This is a genomic window from Streptomyces sp. NPDC001750 (genome assembly GCF_042892615.1).
Lineage (GTDB): Bacteria > Actinomycetota > Actinomycetes > Streptomycetales > Streptomycetaceae > Streptomyces.
Map to the genome: position 1 here is coordinate 55,018 of NZ_JBIAUE010000018.1, position 21,291 is coordinate 76,308.

Here is a 21,291-nt window from a genome sequence, read left to right on the forward strand (position 1 = left end):
GAGCGGGCGCCACCGCCCCGCACCGGCCGGGTGGTCGCGTACGGGCGATGCCTGACATGACCCGGAACGGCAAGGCCCAAGGCTTCGCTCGAATGGGTGATCCGTTTCACGCTGGGCAAGAGGGGGACTCCGCCACGTGGTGGGCTCGGTAGCATCAAGCACCGGCCCGGAGGTGCGACCGCGCCTTCCCCCTGCCGGTCGACGTCGCCGGAGGTACCCCCCATGAGCGCAGAGGCCGCCAACCCTGGTACTCCCATCCGCAGGCGGGGCCGCCCCCGGATCGACCTCCGCAGGCTCGGCCGCGTCGCGCTCCTCGGCTCCGTTCCGCGTGACCGACTGCCCGACGCGATCGGCCATGTCGCCGAGGCGCACCGCGCCCATCACCCCGATGCCGACCTCTCCATCCTGCACCGCGCCTATCTGCTCGCGGAGTCCTCGCACCGCGGACAGATGCGCAAGAGCGGCGAGCCGTACATCACGCACCCCCTCGCCGTCACCCTGATCCTCGCCGAACTCGGCGCCGAGACCACGACACTGACCGCCTCACTGCTCCACGACACCGTCGAGGACACCGAAGTGACGCTCGATCAGGTGCGGGAGCAGTTCGGCAAGGAGGTCTGCTACCTCGTCGACGGCGTCACCAAACTGGAGAAGGTCGACTACGGCGCGGCGGCCGAACCCGAGACCTTCCGCAAGATGCTCGTGGCCACCGGCGACGACGTCCGGGTGATGTCGATCAAGCTCGCCGACCGGCTCCACAACATGCGGACCCTCGGCGTGATGCGCCCGGAGAAGCAGGCCAGGATCGCCCGGGTCACCCGTGACGTGCTGATCCCGCTCGCCGAACGGCTCGGCGTGCAGGTGCTCAAGACCGAACTCGAAGACCTCGTCTTCGCGATCCTCCACCCCGAGGAGTACGAACGGACCCGGGAGCTGATCGCCGCCGCCGGACCCGACCCGCTCGCGCCGATCGCCGAGAACGTCGCGGCGGTGCTGCGGGAGGCGGGCATCCCCGCCGAGGTCCTCATCAGACCGCGCCACCACTTCTCCGTGCACCGGGTCAGGATCAAACGCGGCGAACTGAGCGGTACCGACTTCGGACGCCTGCTGGTCCTCGTCGGCGAGGACGCCGACTGCTACGCCGTGCTCGGCGAACTGCACACCTGCTTCACCCCGGTGATCTCCGAGTTCAAGGACTTCGTCGCCGCGCCCAAGTTCAACCTCTACCAGTCGCTGCATACCGCGGTCGTCGGCCCCGAGGGCGCGGTCGCCGAAGTCCTCATCCGCACGCATCGGATGCACAAGGTGGCCGAAGCCGGCGTCATCGCCCTCGGCAACCCGTACGCGGCGGACGGCGGCTCCGGACCCCAGGCCGCCGAACCCGCGGACGGGGAACGCGCCGACCCGACCCGGCCCGGCTGGCTGTCCAGGCTCCTGCAATGGCAGCAGTCGGCACCGGACCCCGACACGTTCTGGACCACGCTCCGCGCCGACCTCGCCCAGGACCGGGAGATCACGGTCTTCCGCACCGACGGTGGCACGCTCGGACTGCCCGCCGGAGCCAGCTGCGTCGACGCCGCCTACGCGCAGTACGGGGACCGGGCGCACAACTGCGTCGGTGCCCGGGTCAACGGCCGGCTCGCCACCCTCGGCACCGTGCTGAGCGACGGCGACACGGTGCAGCCGCTGCTCGCCGAGGACGCCGGTTCCGGCCCCTCGCGCGCCTGGCTCGGCCATGCCCGGACCCCCGCGGCCCGGATCGCCATCACCGGCTGGCTGGAAGCCCACCCCGAGCCTCCCCAGGGACCGCACGGCGGCCGGTCGTCCGGGCCCAGGCCCGAACCGCAGCCCCAGGAGACCCCTGCGACCGCGGGCGCCGTGGTGGACCGGCCGGACGCCACCGTGCGCCTCGCGGGCTGCTGCACGCCCGTGCCCCCCGACGACGTCACCGGCTTCGTCGTCCGCGGCGGCACGGTCACCGTGCACCGGCGGGAGTGCCCCGGGGCGGCCCGGATGCGGTCCACCGGCCGGACACCGGTCGGCGTCCGCTGGGGCGAGGCGGCCGCGTGCCGGGTCACGCTGGTCGCCGAGTCGTTCGGGCGCCCCCGGCTGCTCGCCGACCTCACCGAGGCGATCGCGACGGCGGGGGCAGCCGTCGTGTCCGCCACCGTGGAACCCCCCAGCGAGCAGCGCGTCCGGCACACCTACACGCTCGAACTCCCCGACGCCGCCGGACTTCCGGCGCTGATGCGCGCGATGCGCGACGTAGCGGGGGTGTACGACGTGAGCCGCGCCCGGCACCCCGCGGGCGCCGTCTGATTCCTGCGCCGCGCCGCGGAGACCTCGTTCGAGTGGTGCGGCGCGTGCCGCGCCTGCTCGCCCGGACGTCGCTGATAGCGGTAGTCCATGCCGTTCATCTCCCGCCGTGCGCGGGCCGCTCTGCTGGCCGCCGCGTCGGCCGCCCTCGTCGCTGCCGCCCTCCCGTCGCCCGTGCCGCTCGGCATCGGCGACCGGCTCTTCCCTCATCTCGGCAACCCCGGATACGACGTCCTCTCGTACGACATCGGACTGACCTATCACGGCAACAACAGCCGGCCGATGGACGCCGTCACCACCATCGACGCCCGGACCACCGAACCGCTGGACCGGATCAACCTCGACTTCACCCACGGCACCGTCCGCGCGGTCGCGGTCAACGGCCTGCGCAGCGAATTCGCCACCGTGGGCGAGGACTTGGTCATCAGCCCGCCCGGCCACCTCCCGCCCGGAGCGCCGTTGCGCATCACCGTCCACCACACCAGCGACCCCGGGGGCGCCCAGGACACCGGAGGATGGGTGCGCACCGCCGACGGCCTGGCCATGGCCAACCAGGCCGACGCCGCCCACCGCGTCTTCCCGGGCAACGACCACCCCGCCGACAAGGCGTACTTCACCTTCCGGGTCACCGCGCCCAAGGGCCTCACGGCGGTGGCCAACGGACTGCTCGTCGCCGCCGCCCGGCACGGCGACACGACCACCTGGACCTATCGCACCCAGCACCCCATGGCCACCGAACTGGCCCAGGTCGGCATCGGCCGCTCCACCGTGCTGCACCGCATCGGACCGCGCGGACTGCCCGTGCGCGACGTGGTCCCGACCGCCGACCGCGAGCGCCTGGAACACCGGCTCGGCAAGACCCCGGAGCAGATCGCGTGGATGGAGCGGCAGGTCGGACGCTACCCCTTCGAGACGTACGGACTACTCGTCGCCGACACCCGGACGGGCTTCGAGCTGGAGACCCAGACGATCTCCCTCTTCGAACGGTCCCTGTTCGTGGGGGACGGCCACCCCGACTGGTACGTCGAATCGATCATGGTGCACGAGCTGGCCCACCAGTGGTTCGGCGACAGCGTCTCGCCCCGGACCTGGTCCGACCTGTGGCTCAACGAGGGGCACGCCACCTGGTACGAGGCACGCTACGCGGAGGAGCACGCCGGGAAGTCGCTGGAGAGCCGGATGCACGACGCCTACGTCCGGTCCGACGGCTGGCGTGCCGCGGGCGGCCCGCCGGCCCGCCCCACGACGCCCGAGCCGGGCAAGAAGCTCAGCCTCTTCCGGCCGGTGGTGTACGACGGAAGCGCGCTGGTGCTGTACGCCCTGCGCCAGGAGATCGGAGCGAGCGCGTTCGACCGGCTGGAGCGGAGCTGGGTGAGGAAGCACCGGGACTCCACCGCGGACACCGCGGACTTCGTCCGGCTGGCGTCGCGGATCACGGGCCGTGACCTGACCTCGTTCTTCGAGGGCTGGCTGTACGGCGAGAGGACTCCGTCGATGCCGGGACACCCCGACTGGCGCAGTGCCGACCCGGACGGCCGGTGACGCGGGGCGCACGGGCGGCCACGAGCGCGGCCCGGCCGGGGCAAACTCGGGTGACGAGCCCGGAGCGGCCGTGCCACTATCGACGGGTCGCCACGGCGGCCGGACCGATGATTCGCCGCACCGGGAATCATCGGGAGAGGTCACACGTTGTGACAGATGTAACGGACTTCCATCGACGTAAGGATCCAATGACCTCCTCTTCTTCCCTTCCCCAGGACGCGCGGTACGCGCGGAGTGCTACGGAGAACACCACCGAGAGCCTCACAGAGGGCCTTCGGGCCGACGCCCTGATGGAAGAGGACGTCGCCTGGAGCCACGAGATCGACGGAGAGCGGGACGGCGACCAGTTCGACCGCTCCGAGCGCGCCGCGCTGCGACGGGTTGTCGGTCTCTCCACCGAGCTGGAGGACGTCACCGAGGTCGAGTACCGCCAGCTGCGCCTGGAGCGCGTGGTGCTGGTGGGCGTGTGGACCTCGGGGACCGCCCGAGAGGCGGAGAACTCCCTGGCTGAGCTCGCCGCGCTGGCGGAGACGGCGGGCGCCCAGGTGCTCGACGCCGTCTACCAGCGCCGCGACAAGCCCGATCCGGCCACCTACATCGGGTCCGGCAAGGCGCTGGAGCTGCGTGACATCGTCCTCGAATCGGGGGCCGACACCGTCGTCTGCGATGGTGAGCTCAGCCCCGGCCAGCTGATCCATCTGGAGGACGTCGTCAAGGTCAAGGTGGTCGACCGGACCGCCCTGATCCTCGACATCTTCGCCCAGCACGCCAAGTCCCGAGAGGGCAAGGCGCAGGTCTCCCTGGCGCAGATGCAGTACATGCTGCCGCGCCTGCGCGGCTGGGGTCAGTCGCTGTCCCGGCAGATGGGCGGCGGCGGTTCCAGCGGCGGCGGGGGCATGGCGACCCGCGGCCCCGGTGAGACCAAGATCGAGACCGACCGGCGCCGGATCCGCGAGAAGATGGCGAAGATGCGCCGGGAGATCGCGGAGATGAAGACCGGCCGCGAGATCAAGCGCCAGGAGCGCAAGCGCAACAGGGTGCCTTCGGTCGCCATCGCCGGCTACACCAACGCGGGCAAGTCCTCGTTGCTCAACCGGCTCACCGGGGCGGGCGTCCTGGTGGAGAACGCGCTGTTCGCCACCCTGGACCCGACCGTGCGCCGGGCCGAGACGCCGAGCGGCCGGATCTACACCCTGGCCGACACCGTCGGGTTCGTACGGCATCTGCCGCACCACCTCGTCGAGGCGTTCCGCTCCACCATGGAGGAGGTCGGCGAGTCCGACCTGATCCTGCACGTGGTGGACGGCTCCCACCCGGCCCCGGAGGAACAGCTCGCCGCGGTCCGCGAGGTGATCCGCGACGTCGACGCGGTGGACGTGCCCGAGATCGTGGTGGTCAACAAGGCTGACGCCGCCGATCCGCTGGTGCTCCAGCGACTGCTGCGCATCGAGAAGCACGCGATCGCCGTCTCGGCACGCACGGGCGACGGCATCGACGAACTGCTCGCGCTCATCGACACCGAACTGCCCCGGCCGTCGGTCGAGATCGAGGCACTCGTGCCGTACACCCGGGGCGGTCTCGTCTCGCGCGTGCACGCCGAGGGCGAGCTGATCTCCGAGGAGCACACGTCGGAGGGCACCCTCCTCAAGGCCCGGGTCCACGAGGAACTGGCCGCGGAGCTCTCCGCGTTCGTTCCCGCGGCGCACTGACGGCGCGGCACCACCCGGTACGGACCGAAGGCCCGTTCCCCGAGAGGCACATGCCCCTCTCGGGGAACGGGCCTTCGCCGTCGACGCCGCCGGGCCGCGCGTCCCGCGCCCGGTCGTAACGCCGTCGTCGTGAACGGGGCGTCGTCACCGTGAAGCGACGCCGTCACCGGACACCGGTCCGGTGACGGCCCGTCCTCACTGTCCCGCGTACTTCTTGCTGACCGCCTCGTAGACGCCCTCGGCCTCCTTGCCGAACCGCGGTCCGGCAAGCCAGCCGGCCGTCACCGGGCCGATGGAGGTGTTCGAGACCAGCGCGGGCTTGCCGTCCCGGCCGGTCGCGACCCAGCCACCGCCGGAGGCGCCGCCGGTCATCGTGCAGCCGATGCGGTACATCGTGGGGTCCTGTGCGGCCAACGACAGCCGGCCCGGCTCGTCCTCGCAGCGGAACGCCTTCTGGCCGTCGTACGGAGGCGCCGCCGGGAAACCGGTGGCGGTCATGGTGCCGATCTTCGACACGGCCGGGGCGTCGAACTCGACGGACAGCGCGGAACCGACCGTCTCCTCCAGAGACTTGCCCGTCGACCCCTTCTCGGGCGTGACGCGCAGCACCGCGAAGTCGTACGGAGCCCCCTGCCCACCGACCGAGGATCCCTGGGAGATCCACTGGTCGGAGGTCTGCGCCCACTGCCCCCACCACACGCCGTAGGGGGCCATCTGCTCCCTGGTCGCCTTCTTCAGCCCGGCCGTGGGCAGACCCTCGTTGTTGTACGACGGCACGAAGGCGATGTTGCGGTACCAGCCGCCCTTCTTGCCCGCGTGCACACAGTGCCCCGCCGTCCACACCAGATTCGACTTACCGGGGTGCGCCGGGTCCTTCACCACGGTCGCGGAGCACACCATGGAGCCCTCGGGGCCGTCGAAGAAGAGCTTCCCGGACTCGGCGGCGCTGGAGTGGTACGGCGTTCCGACGGCGACGGCGCGCACCGGCGCCGGCGTCGGGTCCGTCACGCCGGCATCGCCCGAGATGTCGTTCTCGACCGGCCGCTCCGGCGCCTTGTCGGCATCCCGCATCCGGTCCGGGTCCCAGAGGTCCTCAATGATCGGATTGACGAAGTCCCTGGCCTCGCGCAGCCACTTCTCCTTGTCCCAGTTCTTCCACTCGCCGTTCCGCCACCGGTCGAGGTCTATCCCGCGGTCCTTGAGCCGTTCCTTGAGATCGTCCGGGATGGTGATCTTGCCGTCGGACGCCGGGGTCGCCGCCGCGTTCGGCTTGTCGCCCCCGGTGTCCTCCTCCGGCCCGCAGGCGGTGGCGGTGAGCGCGAGGACCGCGGTGACCGCGGTCACGGCCGGCAGCGAGAAGCGCGTACGCCGCACACCTCTCCGGCGTGCGGCGAGAGCCGGTCGACTGAGTCGCATGTGGTGATCCCCCTGGGACTTCGTAACTCAACACTTCGTACGGCACTTCGGCGCTGTTGCGGGCCAACGGCCTCGAACGCCCTGTCGGCATGCGGAAGGCCGCCCGAGCGCCTGGTGCGGCCCCCACTATGCCGGTGCCGCTGGGGACGGCGTGAGGCAGGTCCGTGGTTCCACCCCCGCAAGGATCTTCGGATATGGCCGTGATCCGCCGGGCCCGGCGTCGTTGGTACGTGCGAGGGACCCCGGGGAGGGAGTTCATCCCCCGAGTCCGTCCGTCCGCGCACCGACGTACCGACGTGCGACGCAACCGTTCCAGCGGGAGGACCGACAGCCGTGGCCGTGACCGAACCAGCTCCGGTGGCAGCACCGGCGGCGTACGAGGGGATCCTGCGCCGTCAGTCGATGCGCGAGTCCGCCGCCCGTACCTACGCGCGCTCACTGCCCATCGTCCCGGTGCGCGCCAGGGGGATGACCATCGAGGGCGCGGACGGGCGGCGGTATCTCGACTGCCTCTCGGGAGCCGGCACCCTGGCGCTCGGTCACAACCATCCGGTGGTGCTGGAGGCCATCAAGAAGGTGCTCGACTCGGGCGCGCCCCTGCACGTCCTCGACCTCGCCACCCCGGTCAAGGACGCGTTCACCACCGAGCTGTTCGCCACCCTGCCGCGGAGGTTCGCCGACGACGCCCGGATCCTGTTCTGCGGACCCGCCGGGACGGACGCCGTGGAGGCGGCCCTCAAACTGGTCCGTGCCGCCACCGGCCGCGACGGACTCCTCGCCTTCACGGGCGCCTACCACGGCATGACCGAGGGCGCCCTGGCCGCCTCGGGCGGTGCCGAGGACGTACGGGTGACGCGCCTGCCGTTCCCCCGCGACTACCGCTGCCCCTTCGGGATCGGGGGAGGGCGCGGCGCGGAGATCGCCGCCCGGTGGACCGAGAACCTCCTGGATGATCCGAAGGGCGGCGTGCCGGCCCCGGCCGGGATGATCCTGGAACCGGTCCAGGGGGAGGGCGGGGTGATCCCGGCCCCCGACGACTGGATGCGCCGCATGCGCGAGATCACCCGCGCCCGGTCCGTGCCGCTGATCGCCGACGAGGTCCAGACGGGCGTCGGCCGCACCGGCGCCTTCTGGGCGGTCGAGCACAGCGGGATCACCCCCGACGTGATGGTGCTCTCCAAGGCCATCGGCGGTTCCCTCCCGCTCGCCGTCGTCGTCTACCGCTCCGCGCTCGACACCTGGCAGCCCGGCGCGCACGCCGGCACCTTCCGGGGCAACCAGCTCGCGATGGCCGCCGGAACCGCCACTCTCTCCTACGTACGGGAGAACCGCCTCGCCGAGCGCGCCGCGACGCTCGGGGCCCGGATGCTCGCCCGACTCCAGGGCCTGGCGGCGGCCTATCCGTGCGTCGGGGACGTCCGGGGCCGGGGACTGATGATCGGGGTGGAGCTCGTCGACCCCGAGGCCGCCGCGCCCGACCGCAGCCCCGAACCGCCGCCCGCCCCCGCGCTCGCCGCCGCCGTCCAGCAGGAATGCCTGCGCCGCGGTCTCATCGTCGAACTCGGCGGACGCCACTCCACCGTCGTACGCCTCCTGCCGCCCCTCACCCTCACCGACGAACAGGCGACGGCGGTCGTGGACCGCCTCGCCGACGCCCTGGCAGCCGCCGAGCGACTGCCGCACCGCCGGATCGCGACCGGGTCGATCCACTGACCCGGCCACCTCACAAGGAAGACCGCAGTGAACCCCACCCCCCCGCCCCGGGCCGATGGCCCGCCCCCCACGCCGCAGCGAGCGGAGGCCGGACCCGCCGGAAGCCTCCTCGTCGAGCCCACCGTGCCGCGCCAGAAGGCCGCACCGGACGACGAGCGGTACACCCGGCCGGCCCGGACCGCCGACGCGACGCCGGACGGCCACGTCGACCATCTCGACCACCCGGACCCGCTGCGCGCCGCCGACGCGGCGGGCGTCGAGAACCTCCTCCGCTGCTGGGTCCGTGAGAGCGGCCTGGCCCGCCCCGAGGCGGACGTGCTGCGCGTCCCCCTCCCCGCGAGCGGAACGGCATTGCTCGTCCCCGTCGTGCACTGGTCCGTCACGGGCTGGCACCGGTTCGGGCCACCCGTCCTGGAAGGGGCGCCCGACAGCGCGCCGTCCGTCGACGCGGTCACGGTCGCCGCCCTGCTGGGCCGTGAGGCCGACCGCGACGAGGGAGCCGACTTGGTGGCGCGGGTCGCCGACTCGGTCCGCCGCACCGCGGGCTTCCTCGCGGAGCGGCGGCGCGCCCCAGAGCCCCCGGCCGCGGCGGACCTCTTCCTCACGGCCGAGCAGTCGCTGCTCCTCGGCCACCCGCTCCACCCGACGCCCAAGAGCCGTGAGGGACTCTCCGAATCGGAGGCCCGCCGCTACTCGCCCGAGTCGTACGGCTCCTTCCCACTGCACTGGATGGCAGTCGACCGGTCCGTCCTGGCCACCGACTCCGCCTGGACCGAACGCGGCCGTCCCGTGCCCGCCACGGAACTGCTCACCGCCCAGGCCGAAGGGCTGTGCCTCCCCGAGAACACCGCACCGATCCCGCTCCACCCCTGGCAGGCACGCGACCTGCTGCACCGGTCCGAAGCGGCCGCCCTGCTCGACGCCGGGCTCCTCCGCGACCTCGGACCGTACGGCGGGCACTGGCACCCCACCTCCTCCGTCCGTACCGTGCACCGGCCCGGCGCCGAGCTGATGCTCAAGCTCTCCCTCGGCCTGCGCATCACCAACTCCCGTCGTGAGAACCTCCGCAAGGAGCTCCACCGCGGGGTGGAGGTCCACCGCCTGCTGCGCAGCGGGCTCGCCGCACAGTGGCACGCCGTCCACCCCGGCTTCGACATCGTCCGCGACCCCGCCTGGCTCGCCGTCGACGGCCCGGACGGGGCGCCCGTCACCGGCCTCGACGTGGTGCTGCGGCACAACCCGTTCGGTCCGCACGACGACGCGGTCTGCATCGCCGGGCTCACCGCTCCGCGTCCGTGGCCGGGACGCAAGGCCATGCACTCGCGCCTCGCGGAGGTCGTCCTCTCCCTCTCCGCAGCCACCGGCAGGGGCGTGGGCGCAGTGGCCACCGAGTGGTTCCTGCGCTACCTCGACCGGGTCGTACGCCCCGTGCTCTGGCTCGACGCCCACGCGGGCGTGGCCCTCGAAGCGCATCAGCAGAACACCCTGGTGCTGCTCGACGGCCACGGCTGGCCCGTCGGCGGCCGGTACCGCGACAACCAGGGCTACTACTTCCGCGAGTCGCACCGCGCCACCCTGGAACGACGGCTCCCCGGCATCGGAACGGTCAGCGACACCTTCGTCTCCGACGAGGTCACCGACGAACGCTTCGCCTACTACCTCGGGATCAACAACGTGTTCGGGCTGATCGGGTCCTTCGGCTCCCAGCGGCTCGTCGACGAGCGGGTCCTCGTCGCCGCGTTCCGCCGGTTCCTCGGCTCGGCCGCCGCACTCGGCTCCCCGCTGCCCGCGCATCTCCTGGACAACACTCATCTGCGGTGCAAGGCCAACCTGCTGACCAGGCTGCACGGCCTCGACGAACTCGTCGGTCCCGTCGACACCCAGTCCGTGTACGTCACCATCGCCAACCCGCTGCACGCCTGAAGGAGCGCGACGAGAGGAGACCGCATGACCAGCGACAGAGCGGGACCGGCGAGGGCCGATGACCGACGCACGACCATGACCACCGTCTGAACCCCGGGAGGAGAGCGACACCATGGCTTCCGCCGACGCGCCCACAGGCGCCGATACCGGCCCGGCCCCGCAGACCGACACGAGCGCCGAGGACACCCTGGACCTGCCGCTCTCCGAGGAACTCCTCGGTCTGTTCGGGGACGGCACGGGTGCCACGGCCACCGCCGGGGCACCCCCCGTGACGCCGGACGCGCCCGGGCCGTCGGCCTGGTCGTCCGTGTCGTCCGCCTCGCCCGTGTCCTCCGCGATGTCGTCCGTGACGTCCGTGACGGCGGCACCGGGCGGCGCGGTCCCGACGGACGCCGCACGCACCGCGGCCACCGGCACGACCGTCCCACGCACGCCGGAGAGCACAGCGGCGTCCGCCGGCCTGCTCGACCGGCCGGCGGACTGGGGCCCCGCCAACACCCCGGCCGGAGTGTTCCAACTCGTCCCCGTGCGACTGGAACGCGATCTCGCCCTCATCAGCCGCTGGATGAACGACCCCGCGGTGGCGGCGTTCTGGGAACTCGCCGGAACCGAAACGGTCACCGCGGACCATCTGCGCCCCCAACTGGACGGCGACGGACGCAGCGTGCCGTGCCTCGGAGTGCTGGCGGGCATCCCCATGAGCTACTGGGAGATCTACCGCGCGGACCTCGACCCGCTGGCCCGCCACTACCCGGCACGCCCGCACGACACCGGAATCCACCTGCTCATCGGAGGGGTCGACGATCGCGGACGCGGCGTCGGCACCACCCTCCTCCGGGCCGTCGCCGACCTGATCCTGGACAACCGCCCCCTGTGCGGGCGCGTCGTCGCGGAACCCGACCTGCGCAACACCCCGTCCGTGTCCGCCTTCCTCAGCGCCGGCTTCCGTTTCTCCGCGGAGGTCGAGCTTCCCGACAAACGAGCCGCCCTGATGGTCCGCGACCGAACCCACCGGGCCCACCTGTGAACGAACGACTGCGATACATACACCGCTCGAACCCCATCGGTTCCACCCCGAGGAGTCACCGTGCCGAAATATCCCGCGCGCATCGATTCACCGACTGATTCCACGACTGGTTCAGCGACTGATCCAGCGAGCGATTCAGCGGAATCCGCCGCGCCGCTCAGCACGCCCGAACTGAACCCGGCGGTCTGGGAGGGGGCCGCCGTCCGACTGCTCGCGAAAATGCTCGGCCAATTCGCCTACGAGGAGGTCGTCGAACCGGTCGGCCCCGTCGACGGCCGCGATGGCTACACTCTCCGGTTCGACGACGGGGGCACCCTGATCTTCAAGGCCCGGCGCGGGGTGTACGGGAGCTGGCTCATCGCCCCCGAGTCGATCCAGGAACTGCGCGGCACCGCCGGGGAAGCGCCGACGCGAGCCGCACACGACACCGTCGGGAGCGCGTCGCCGGAATCGACGCGCGCCAGGACGCGGGAGCTCGCGGACCCGGCGGCCGGGGCGGAGTGCGACAGCCTCCCCGGGGCGTCCGGCAAGCCCCGGCCGGACCGATGCGCCGACGCCGTGTCTATCCCGGGCCGTCGCACGGATCCCGTACCGGACAGCAGCACCGAAGCGGTGTCGACACCGCGCCGCGGCGCCGACGACGCCGCCCCGTCACGACACCCGGGCTCCGACGCCGTGCCGTTCCGCGACCCCCTGAGCTTCCTCGCCCGCGCCCGCCGCCTCCTGGGGATCGACGGCGCCACGCTCGGCCACCTCATCCGCGAGATCACCACCACCCTCGCCGCCGACGCCCGGCTCGCCCACACCGCGCTCACCGCCGCCCGCCTGGCCGAACTCGACTACGCCGAGCTGGAAGGACACCAGACGGGCCACCCCTGGCTCGTGGCCAACAAGGGCCGCCTCGGCTTCTCCGCCACCGACGCCTCCCGCTACACCCCCGAGGCCCGCCGGCCCGTACGGCTGCCGTGGATCGCGGTGTCCACCCGGATCGGTGCCTACCGGGGCGTCACCGGTCTGGCCACGCCCGGGCAGCTGTACGCGCGGGAACTCGACCCGGCCGTCCGCGACTCCTTCGCCGCCGTGCTCCGCGCCCGCGACCTCGACCCGGACCGATACCTCTTCCTGCCCGTGCACCCCTGGCAGTGGGACGAATGGATCGTTCCGCTCTTCGCCCCGGCCATCGCCTCGGGCGACATCGTGCCGCTCCACGCCGATCCCGACCTCAGGCTGCCCCAGCAGTCCATCCGCACCTTCACCAATGTGTCCCGTCTCGACCGGCACACCGTCAAGCTGCCGCTGTCGATCCTCAACACCCTGGTCTGGCGCGGGCTGCCGACCGAACGCACCCTCGCGGCCCCCGCCGTGACCGCCTGGGTCCAGGGCCTGTGCGAGCGCGACGGCTTTCTGCGCGACACCTGCGGGGTCGTCCTGCTCGGCGAAGTGGCCTCCGTGACCGTCGAGCACCCGCTCTACGATCACCTGCCGGAGACGCCGTACCAGTTCAAGGAGGTCCTCGGCGCGATCTGGCGCGAACCCCTCCGCCCCCGGCTCGCCCCCGGCGAGCGCGCCCGGACCCTCGCCTCGCTGCTCCACACCGATCCGCACGGGCGCGCCTTCACGGCCGAGCTCGTCGAACGCTCCGGACTCGCCCCCACCGCCTGGCTGACCCGCCTCTTCGCCACGCTGTTGCCCCCGCTGCTGCACTTCCTCTACCGCTACGGCACGGTGTTCTCGCCGCACGGTGAGAACGCCATCGTCGTCTTCGACGGGCAGGACGTGCCGGTGCGCCTGGCGATCAAGGACTTCGTCGACGACGTGAACGTCAGCGCCCAGCAACTGCCGGAACACGCATCCATGCCGCAGGACGTGCGCGACATCCTGCTCACCGAGGAGCCCTCCTTCCTCACCCAGTTCATCCACGCCGGACTGTTCATCGGCGTCTTCCGCTTCCTCTCCCCGCTGTGCGAGGAGCAACTGGGTGTACCCGAGGCCGATTTCTGGTCACTTGTGCGGGACGAGGTGCTGCGGTACCACGCCCGCTTTCCCGAGCTCAAGGACCGGTTCGAGATGTTCGACATGCTCACGCCGCGCATCGACCGTCTCTGTCTGAACCGCAACCGTCTGCATGTGGACGGCTACCGGGACCGCCCGGGGCGCCCGCACGCGGCCATCCACGGGAGCGTGCCCAATCCGCTCCACCCCGCTGAATCCGACCGGGAGTGATCGCCGTTGTCAGTGGTGCCCCGTAGGGTGGTCGGGCTATGACGAAGCCATCCCTCCCCGAGCTCCTCCACGCCGCCGTGACCGCCGTCGGCGGTACGGAACGGCCCGGCCAGGCCGCCATGGCCGCAGCCGTCGCCGAGGCCGTCGACGACAACTCCCATCTGCTCGTACAGGCCGGCACCGGCACGGGCAAGTCCCTCGGCTACCTGGTGCCCGCGCTGGCCCACGGGGAGCGCGTCGTGGTGGCCACGGCGACCCTCGCGCTCCAGCGCCAGCTCGTGGAGCGCGACCTTCCGCGTACGGTCGATGCCCTGCATCCGCTGCTGCGCAGACGCCCCCAGTTCGCCATGCTCAAGGGGCGCTCGAACTACCTGTGCCTGCACCGCCTGCACGAGGGTGTGCCGCAGGACGAGGAGGAAGGGCTGTTCGACCAGTTCGAGGCGGCGGCCCCGTCGAGCAAGCTCGGCCAGGACCTGCTGCGGCTGCGCGACTGGTCGGACGAGACGGAGAGCGGTGACCGCGACGACCTCACCCCCGGTGTCTCCGACCGGGCCTGGGCGCAGGTCTCCGTCTCCTCCCGGGAGTGCCTGGGCGCCACCAAGTGCGCATACGGGGCCGAGTGCTTCGCCGAGCAGGCCCGTGAGCGGGCCAAGCTCGCCGATGTCGTCGTCACCAATCACGCCCTGCTCGCCATCGACGCCATCGAGGGCGCCCCGGTGCTCCCGCAACACGAGGTGCTGATCGTCGACGAGGCCCACGAGCTGGTCTCCAGGGTCACAGGCGTGGCCACCGGCGAGCTCACCCCAGGCCAGGTCAACCGCGCGGTGCGCCGCGCTGCGAAGCTGGTGAACGAGAAGGCGGCCGACGCCCTCCAGACCGCCTCCGAGGGTTTCGAGCGGGTGATGGAGTTGGCGCTTCCCGGCCGTCTGGAGGAGATCCCCGAGGACCTGGGCTACGCGCTGATGTCCCTGCGTGACGCGGCGCGTACGGTGATCACGGCCCTGGGTACCACGCGCGACAAGTCCGTCCAGGACGAGGATGCGGTCCGCAAGCAGGCCCTCGCGTCCGTGGAGACGATCCACGGTGTCGCCGAACGGATCACCCAGGGCTCCGAGTACGACGTCGTCTGGTACGAGCGCCACGACCGCTTCGGAGCGTCGCTGAGGGTCGCTCCGCTCTCGGTCTCCGGGCTGCTGCGCGAGAAGCTCTTCGCTGACCGGTCCGTGGTCCTCACCTCGGCCACCCTCAAGCTCGGCGGCGACTTCAACGGGGTGGGGGCGTCGCTGGGACTCGCTCCCGAGGGCACCGAGGGCGACGACCTCCCGCAGTGGAAGGGGCTCGACGTCGGGTCGCCGTTCGACTACCCGAAGCAGGGGATCCTGTACGTCGCCCGGCATCTGGCCACGCCCGGCCGCGAGGCGTCCCGTACGGACATGCTGGACGAGCTCGCCGAGCTGGTGGAGGCGGCGGGCGGGCGCACGCTCGGGCTGTTCTCGTCCATGCGCGCGGCGCAGGCAGCGGCCGAGGAACTGCGGGGTCGGCTCGACAAGCCGATCCTGCTCCAGGGCGAGGAGACGCTCGGCGAACTGATCAAGAACTTCGCGGCCGATCCCGAGACCTGTCTCTTCGGCACGCTGTCGCTCTGGCAGGGCGTCGACGTGCCCGGACCCAGCTGCCAGCTCGTGGTCATGGACCGGATTCCCTTCCCGCGCCCCGACGACCCGTTGATGAGTGCGCGCCAGAAGGCGGTGGACGAGGCCGGAGGCAACGGCTTCATGGCCGTCGCGGCCACGCACGCGGCGCTGCTGATGGCGCAGGGCGCCGGTCGGCTGGTTCGAGCCACGGGGGACAGGGGGGTGGTCGCGGCGCTCGATCCGCGGTTGGCCAACGCTCGGTACGGCAGTTTTCTGCGCGCCTCGCTGCCCGACTTCTGGTACACGGTCGACCGCAATCAGGTGCGACGCTCACTCGCGGCGATCGACGCGGCGGCCAAGGCCGACGGCCGGTAGCCGGTCGGCCCGGGGCGTCTCCGGCGGGCCCGCCCGCGCGTCGGCTGCCGGGACGCGGGCGGGGACCCATCGGGACCGGGCTGCCCTGGTCCAGGCGCGGCCCCGCTCGTCCGTCGGGGCCGTTCGGTCGGTTCCGCGCCCGGCACCTTCGCGACCCTCGACGGCCGCGATGGTGGCGCGGTCATGCGCATGGCAGGACCCGCATGGAAAAGGGGCCCCGGGATCGGCGCAGTGGATCCCGGGGCCCCGGTCGGGACCTGCGACGTGTCAAACCCGTCGCAGCACCGCCACCACCTTGCCGAGAATGGTCGCCTCGTCACCGGGGATCGGCTGGTACGCGGCATTGTGGGGGAGGAGCCAGACATGGCCGTCCTCGCGCTTGAAGCGCTTGACGGTGGCCTCGCCGTCGAGCATGGCGGCGACGATGTCGCCGTTCTCCGCGACGGGCTGACGACGCACGGTGACCCAGTCGCCGTCACAGATCGCCGCCTCCACCATCGAGTCACCGACGACCTTGAGGACGAAGAGCTCTCCGTCGCCGACCAACTGGCGGGGGAGCGGGAAGACGTCCTCGACCGACTCCTCGGCGAGGATCGGGCCACCGGCGGCGATCCGGCCGACGAGCGGCACGTAGGACGCCGCGGGCTTGCCGGCCGTGTCGGCGGGCTGGGTGCTGGGCTGGTCCGAACCGCGGACCTCGTACGCCCGGGGGCGGTGGGGGTCGCGGCGGAGGAACCCCTTGCGCTCCAGGGCCATCAGCTGATGGGCCACGGACGACGTGCTGGACAGGCCCACCGCCTGACCGATCTCCCGCATGGAGGGCGGGTAACCACGCCGCTGGACGGAATCCCGGATCACCTCGATCACGCGCCGTTGCCGGTCCGTGAGCCCAGAGCTGTCCGCCCGGATGCCTGGAGGTCGGCCGGGCAACGAGCGCGCTGGGCGCATGGGCTCCGGCCCCTCCGTGCTCGTGAGGTGGTCATTCATGGCGTGCACCGGCTCAAGTCGGCCCTGGGAGCGGTCCTGGGCGGTGATGGTGGCACTGTCTGCGGTGGTGGTCACGTCGGCCCCTCTCGAATGGTCTCCCTGGCTGGACAACGGTAGTAGCTTTCGAAAGGTTGCGCCAAACACACGTTCGAGTGAAAAACGAATAAAAGGCTGTCGCCAGTTAACTGCTGGGTGTATGCGGATTCGCTGCCGGGTGTTTGTGCGAACGGGTGCCGGTGGCGTGCGACCGTCGAGTGTGGGCCGCATCGCGTGTCGGCGGTCGTGCGTGGCGGTGGCCGCGCGTGTCGGCGGCCGTGCCCCGTGCGACCGGTGGCCCCGCCCTCTCCTCCTCCTCGTGCGGGTGCGGGCGGGCGCGTGCGTGGGGCGGATCGTGCATGGGTGGGGCGGACGGGGCTGTGGAGGTGAATCCGGACCGCGCGCGACGCGGGTCATTACGGTAACGTCCGCGGGCGCGGAGTGGCGGTTCGGGGCTCCGGCCGTACGCCGCGCGGGCGTGGCCGAAGGAGCCCCGCGATTTCGGCGGCCTGGTGGCTCCCGTACCCTCGTCCACGGCCGCACGCCGCCTGCCGGCTGTCCGCGAACCGCGACACGCTCACAGGGCCAAATGCGCGACGGAACCCAAGATCTAGTGGTTGGATTGTTCCGGCCACCCAGAAGTTGTGGTCCCTGGTCCGTCAGGGGTGTGGCCATCGCCTATGCTTGTGATTGCTTCGAGGGGCCCCGACGGGCCCTGCCGAGGCTGTTCAGTCGTGCTGTGAAGGAGGGTTGGGAGCCATGCACTGCCCCTTCTGCAGGCACCCCGACAGCCGGGTCGTCGACAGCCGCACCACCGACGACGGCACGTCGATCCGCCGCCGCCGCCAGTGCCCCGACTGCTCCCGCCGTTTCACGACGGTGGAGACCTGCTCGCTGATGGTGGTCAAGCGCAGCGGTGTGACCGAACCCTTCAGCCGGACCAAGGTCATCTCCGGCGTGCGCAAGGCATGCCAGGGGCGGCCGGTCACCGAGGACGCCCTCGCCAAGCTCGGCCAGCGGGTCGAGGAGGCGGTGCGCGCCACCGGCAGTGCCGAGCTGACCACCCATGACGTGGGCCTGGCGATCCTCGGCCCCCTGCAGGAACTCGACCTCGTCGCTTACCTGCGTTTCGCGTCCGTGTACCGGGCGTTCGACACACTTGAAGACTTCGAGGCGGCCATCGCGGAGCTCCGCGAACGGCGGCCTCCCACGGAGGAGCGCGGGACCGGCGCGGCCCTTGTGGTCCCCGTTCCCGCCGCCGCCGACTGAGCGGCACCGGCCGGTCCTGCGGCGTGTCCGCGGGTCGGCGCGGCCAAGCGGCTTTTTGAACCCGCTCAGGGCGTCCTTCGTGGCGCCCGGAGCAGCAGAGACAGACTGTGCCCTGGGAAGTTCTGGGCACTTCAGGGCGTTTTTGCCCACATATGGGAGGCGGCATGACAGAGACGGCGAGCGGCCCGGCACGAGGTTCCCGAGCCAAGGGTTCCAAGGCGAGCAAGGGGCTGCGCATCGAGCGCATCCACACCACCCCCGGCGTGCATCCGTACGACGAGGTGGTCTGGGAGCGCCGTGACGTCGTCATGACCAACTGGCGCGACGGCTCGATCAACTTCGAGCAGCGCGGCGTCGAGTTCCCCGACTTCTGGTCGGTGAACGCGGTCAACATCGTCACCAGCAAGTACTTCCGCGGGGCCGTCGGCACCCCGCAGCGCGAGACCGGTCTGCGGCAGCTCATCGACCGGATCGTGAAGACGTACCGCAAGGCCGGCGAGGACCACAGCTACTTCGCCTCGCCCGCGGACGCCGAGATCTTCGAGCACGAACTGGCGTACGCCCTCCTGCACCAGATCTTCAGCTTCAACTCCCCGGTGTGGTTCAACGTCGGAACGCCCCAGCCGCAGCAGGTCTCCGCCTGCTTCATCCTGTCCGTCGACGACTCCATGGAGTCGATCCTCGACTGGTACAAGGAAGAAGGCATGATCTTCAAGGGCGGTTCCGGGGCCGGTCTGAACCTCTCCCGGATCCGTTCCTCCAAGGAACTGCTGTCCTCCGGCGGCAACGCCTCCGGCCCGGTCTCCTTCATGCGTGGCGCCGATGCCTCCGCCGGAACGATCAAGTCCGGCGGCGCCACCCGGCGCGCGGCCAAGATGGTCATCCTCGACGTCGACCACCCCGACATCGAGGGCTTCATCGAGACCAAGGTGAAGGAGGAGGAGAAGATCCGCGCCCTGCGCGACGCGGGCTTCGACATGGACCTGGGCGGCGACGACATCACGTCCGTCCAGTACCAGAACGCCAACAACTCGGTCCGCGTGAACGACGAGTTCATGAAGGCCGTGGAGTCCGGCGGCAAGTTCGGGCTGCGCGCGCGCATGACCGGCGAGGTCATCGAAGAGGTCGAGGCCAAGGCCCTCTTCCGCAAGATGGCCGAGGCGGCCTGGGCCTGCGCCGACCCGGGCATCCAGTACGACGACACGATCAACCACTGGCACACCTGCCCCGAGTCCGGCCGGATCAACGGCTCGAACCCGTGCAGCGAGTACATGCACCTGGACAACACCTCGTGCAACCTCGCCTCGCTGAACCTGATGAAGTTCCTCAAGGACGACGGCAAGGGCAACCAGTCCTTCGACTCCGAGCGCTTCGCGAAGGTCGTCGAGCTGGTCATCACCGCGATGGACATCTCCATCTGCTTCGCCGACTTCCCCACTCAGAAGATCGGTGAGAACACCCGCGCCTTCCGTCAGCTGGGCATCGGCTACGCCAACCTCGGCGCCCTGCTGATGGCGACCGGCCACGCCTACGACAGCGACGGCGGCCGCGCCCTCGCCGGTGCCATCACCTCGCTGATGACCGGCACCTCGTACCGCCGCTCCGCCGAGCTCGCCGCGGTGGTCGGCCCGTACGACGGCTACGCCCGCAACGCCGAGCCGCACCAGCGCGTCATGAAGCAGCACGCGGACGCCAACACCGCCGCCGTGCGCATGGACGACCTGGACAGTCCGATCTGGGCCGCCGCGACGGAGGCGTGGCAGGACGTGATCCGTCTGGGCGCGAAGAACGGTTTCCGCAACGCGCAGGCGTCGGTCATCGCCCCCACCGGCACCATCGGTCTCGCGATGTCCTGCGACACCACCGGCCTCGAACCGGACCTGGCCCTGGTCAAGTTCAAGAAGCTGGTCGGCGGCGGCTCGATGCAGATCGTCAACGGCACCGTCCCGCAGGCCTTGCGCCGCCTGGGCTACCAGGAGGAGCAGATCGAGGCGATCGTCGCCCACATCGCCGAGCACGGCAATGTGATCGACGCCCCTGGCCTGAAGACCGAGCACTACGAGGTCTTCGACTGCGCGATGGGCGAGCGCGCCATCTCCCCGATGGGCCACGTCCGCATGATGGCCGCGATCCAGCCGTGGATCTCCGGCGCCCTGTCCAAGACGGTCAACATGCCGGAGTCGGCGACCGTCGAGGAGGTCGAGGAGATCTACTTCGAGGCGTGGAAGATGGGCGTCAAGGCGCTCGCGATCTACCGCGACAACTGCAAGGTCGGCCAGCCCCTCTCCGCGAAGACCAAGGAGAAGTCCGCTACGGACGCGGTCGCGGCCAGGACCGAGGCGACCATCCGCGAAGCGGTCGAGAAGGTCGTCGAGTACCGCCCGGTCCGCAAGCGCCTCCCCAAGGGCCGTCCGGGCATCACCACCTCCTTCACGGTGGGCGGCGCCGAGGGCTACATGACCGCCAATTCCTACCCGGACGACGGTCTCGGCGAGGTCTTCCTGAAGATGTCGAAGCAGGGCTCCACGCTCGCGGGCATGATGGACGCCTTCTCCATCGCCGTCTCGGTCGGTCTGCAGTACGGCGTCCCGCTGGAGACGTACGTCTCGAAGTTCACCAACATGCGCTTCGAGCCGGCCGGCATGACGGACGACCCGGACGTGCGGATGGCGCAGTCGATCGTCGACTACATCTTCCGCCGCCTCGCGCTGGACTTCCTGCCCTTCGAGACCCGCTCGGCGCTGGGCATCCACTCGGCCGAGGAGCGTCAGCGCCACCTCGACACCGGTTCGTACGAGCCCTCGGACGACGAGATCGACGTGGAGAGCCTGGCCCAGTCCGCCCCGGTGCGGACGGAGCCCCTGAAGGCCGTGGTCGCGGTGCAGGAGGCCGAGAAGCCGGCCCCGAAGACGGCGCACACCTCGGCGGAGCTCGTCGAGATGCAGCTCGGTATCAGCGCGGACGCCCCGCTCTGCTTCTCCTGCGGCACGAGGATGCAGCGCGCCGGGTCCTGCTACATCTGCGAGGGCTGCGGCTCGACCAGCGGCTGCAGCTGAGACCGACGGGAGTCGCACCGGACGCGCCGTCCGACATAGGCCGCACCTGTAGCTGACCAGCAGCA

General features: G+C 71.3%; 12 protein-coding genes. 10 read left to right on the forward strand and 2 right to left on the reverse strand.

Features of this window, described 5'->3' with window-relative positions; all coding sequences use genetic code 11:
* The first annotated feature begins 222 nt into the window (after window positions 1–222).
* The 3 genes from ACFYY6_RS25455 (at window position 223) to hflX (ending at window position 5,567) form a co-directional block, all read left to right on the forward strand.
* Window positions 223–2,319 (forward strand): HD domain-containing protein, encoded by a 2,097-nt coding sequence (locus ACFYY6_RS25455; RefSeq protein ID WP_351623943.1) that lies wholly within the window; start codon window positions 223–225, stop codon window positions 2,317–2,319.
* An 87-nt stretch (window positions 2,320–2,406) separates the two neighbouring features.
* Window positions 2,407–3,858, forward strand: a complete 1,452-nt coding sequence (locus ACFYY6_RS25460) for a M1 family metallopeptidase (RefSeq protein WP_351516262.1) — start codon at window positions 2,407–2,409, stop codon at window positions 3,856–3,858.
* Window positions 3,859–4,046: 188 nt separating this feature from the next.
* Window positions 4,047–5,567 (forward strand): GTPase HflX, encoded by a 1,521-nt coding sequence (gene hflX, locus ACFYY6_RS25465; protein ID WP_351516264.1) that lies wholly within the window; start codon window positions 4,047–4,049, stop codon window positions 5,565–5,567.
* Between the two features lie 195 nt (window positions 5,568–5,762).
* On the opposite strand, the gene ACFYY6_RS25470 is transcribed toward hflX, so the two are convergent.
* Window positions 5,763–6,983, reverse strand: a complete 1,221-nt coding sequence (locus ACFYY6_RS25470; RefSeq protein WP_351516265.1) for a hypothetical protein — start codon at window positions 6,981–6,983, stop codon at window positions 5,763–5,765.
* Window positions 6,984–7,316: 333 nt separating this feature from the next.
* On the opposite strand from ACFYY6_RS25470, the gene ACFYY6_RS25475 reads away from it, so the two are divergent.
* From ACFYY6_RS25475 to ACFYY6_RS25495, 5 genes are all read left to right on the forward strand, one after another.
* The gene (locus ACFYY6_RS25475; RefSeq protein WP_389195317.1) at window positions 7,317–8,696 is read left to right on the forward strand and encodes a diaminobutyrate--2-oxoglutarate transaminase family protein; all 1,380 of its coding nucleotides are present in this window, start codon (window positions 7,317–7,319) and stop codon (window positions 8,694–8,696) included.
* A gap of 27 nt (window positions 8,697–8,723) precedes the next feature.
* Window positions 8,724–10,619 (forward strand): IucA/IucC family protein, encoded by a 1,896-nt coding sequence (locus tag ACFYY6_RS25480; RefSeq protein WP_389195320.1) that lies wholly within the window; start codon window positions 8,724–8,726, stop codon window positions 10,617–10,619.
* Window positions 10,620–10,731: 112 nt separating this feature from the next.
* Window positions 10,732–11,646, forward strand: coding sequence for a GNAT family N-acetyltransferase (locus ACFYY6_RS25485; protein WP_351623933.1), 915 nt, complete (start codon window positions 10,732–10,734; stop codon window positions 11,644–11,646).
* Window positions 11,647–11,817: 171 nt separating this feature from the next.
* Complete coding sequence (locus ACFYY6_RS25490) at window positions 11,818–13,869, forward strand: IucA/IucC family protein (RefSeq protein ID WP_389195383.1); 2,052 nt, start codon at window positions 11,818–11,820, stop codon at window positions 13,867–13,869.
* Between the two features lie 38 nt (window positions 13,870–13,907).
* Complete coding sequence (locus tag ACFYY6_RS25495) at window positions 13,908–15,878, forward strand: ATP-dependent DNA helicase (protein ID WP_351516274.1); 1,971 nt, start codon at window positions 13,908–13,910, stop codon at window positions 15,876–15,878.
* A gap of 267 nt (window positions 15,879–16,145) precedes the next feature.
* Here the strand turns inward: ACFYY6_RS25495 and lexA are convergent, their stop codons facing one another.
* Window positions 16,146–16,940 carry a transcriptional repressor LexA gene (gene lexA / locus ACFYY6_RS25500; protein WP_073789716.1) on the reverse strand — a complete coding sequence of 265 codons (795 nt, stop codon included), beginning with the start codon at window positions 16,938–16,940 and terminating at the stop codon, window positions 16,146–16,148.
* A gap of 720 nt (window positions 16,941–17,660) precedes the next feature.
* On the opposite strand from lexA, the gene nrdR reads away from it, so the two are divergent.
* Window positions 17,661–18,170 (forward strand): transcriptional regulator NrdR, encoded by a 510-nt coding sequence (gene nrdR / locus ACFYY6_RS25505; RefSeq protein WP_386607563.1) that lies wholly within the window; start codon window positions 17,661–17,663, stop codon window positions 18,168–18,170.
* Between the two features lie 164 nt (window positions 18,171–18,334).
* Window positions 18,335–21,226 carry a vitamin B12-dependent ribonucleotide reductase gene (locus ACFYY6_RS25510; RefSeq protein WP_389195323.1) on the forward strand — a complete coding sequence of 964 codons (2,892 nt, stop codon included), beginning with the start codon at window positions 18,335–18,337 and terminating at the stop codon, window positions 21,224–21,226.
* Window positions 21,227–21,291: the final 65 nt, after the last annotated feature.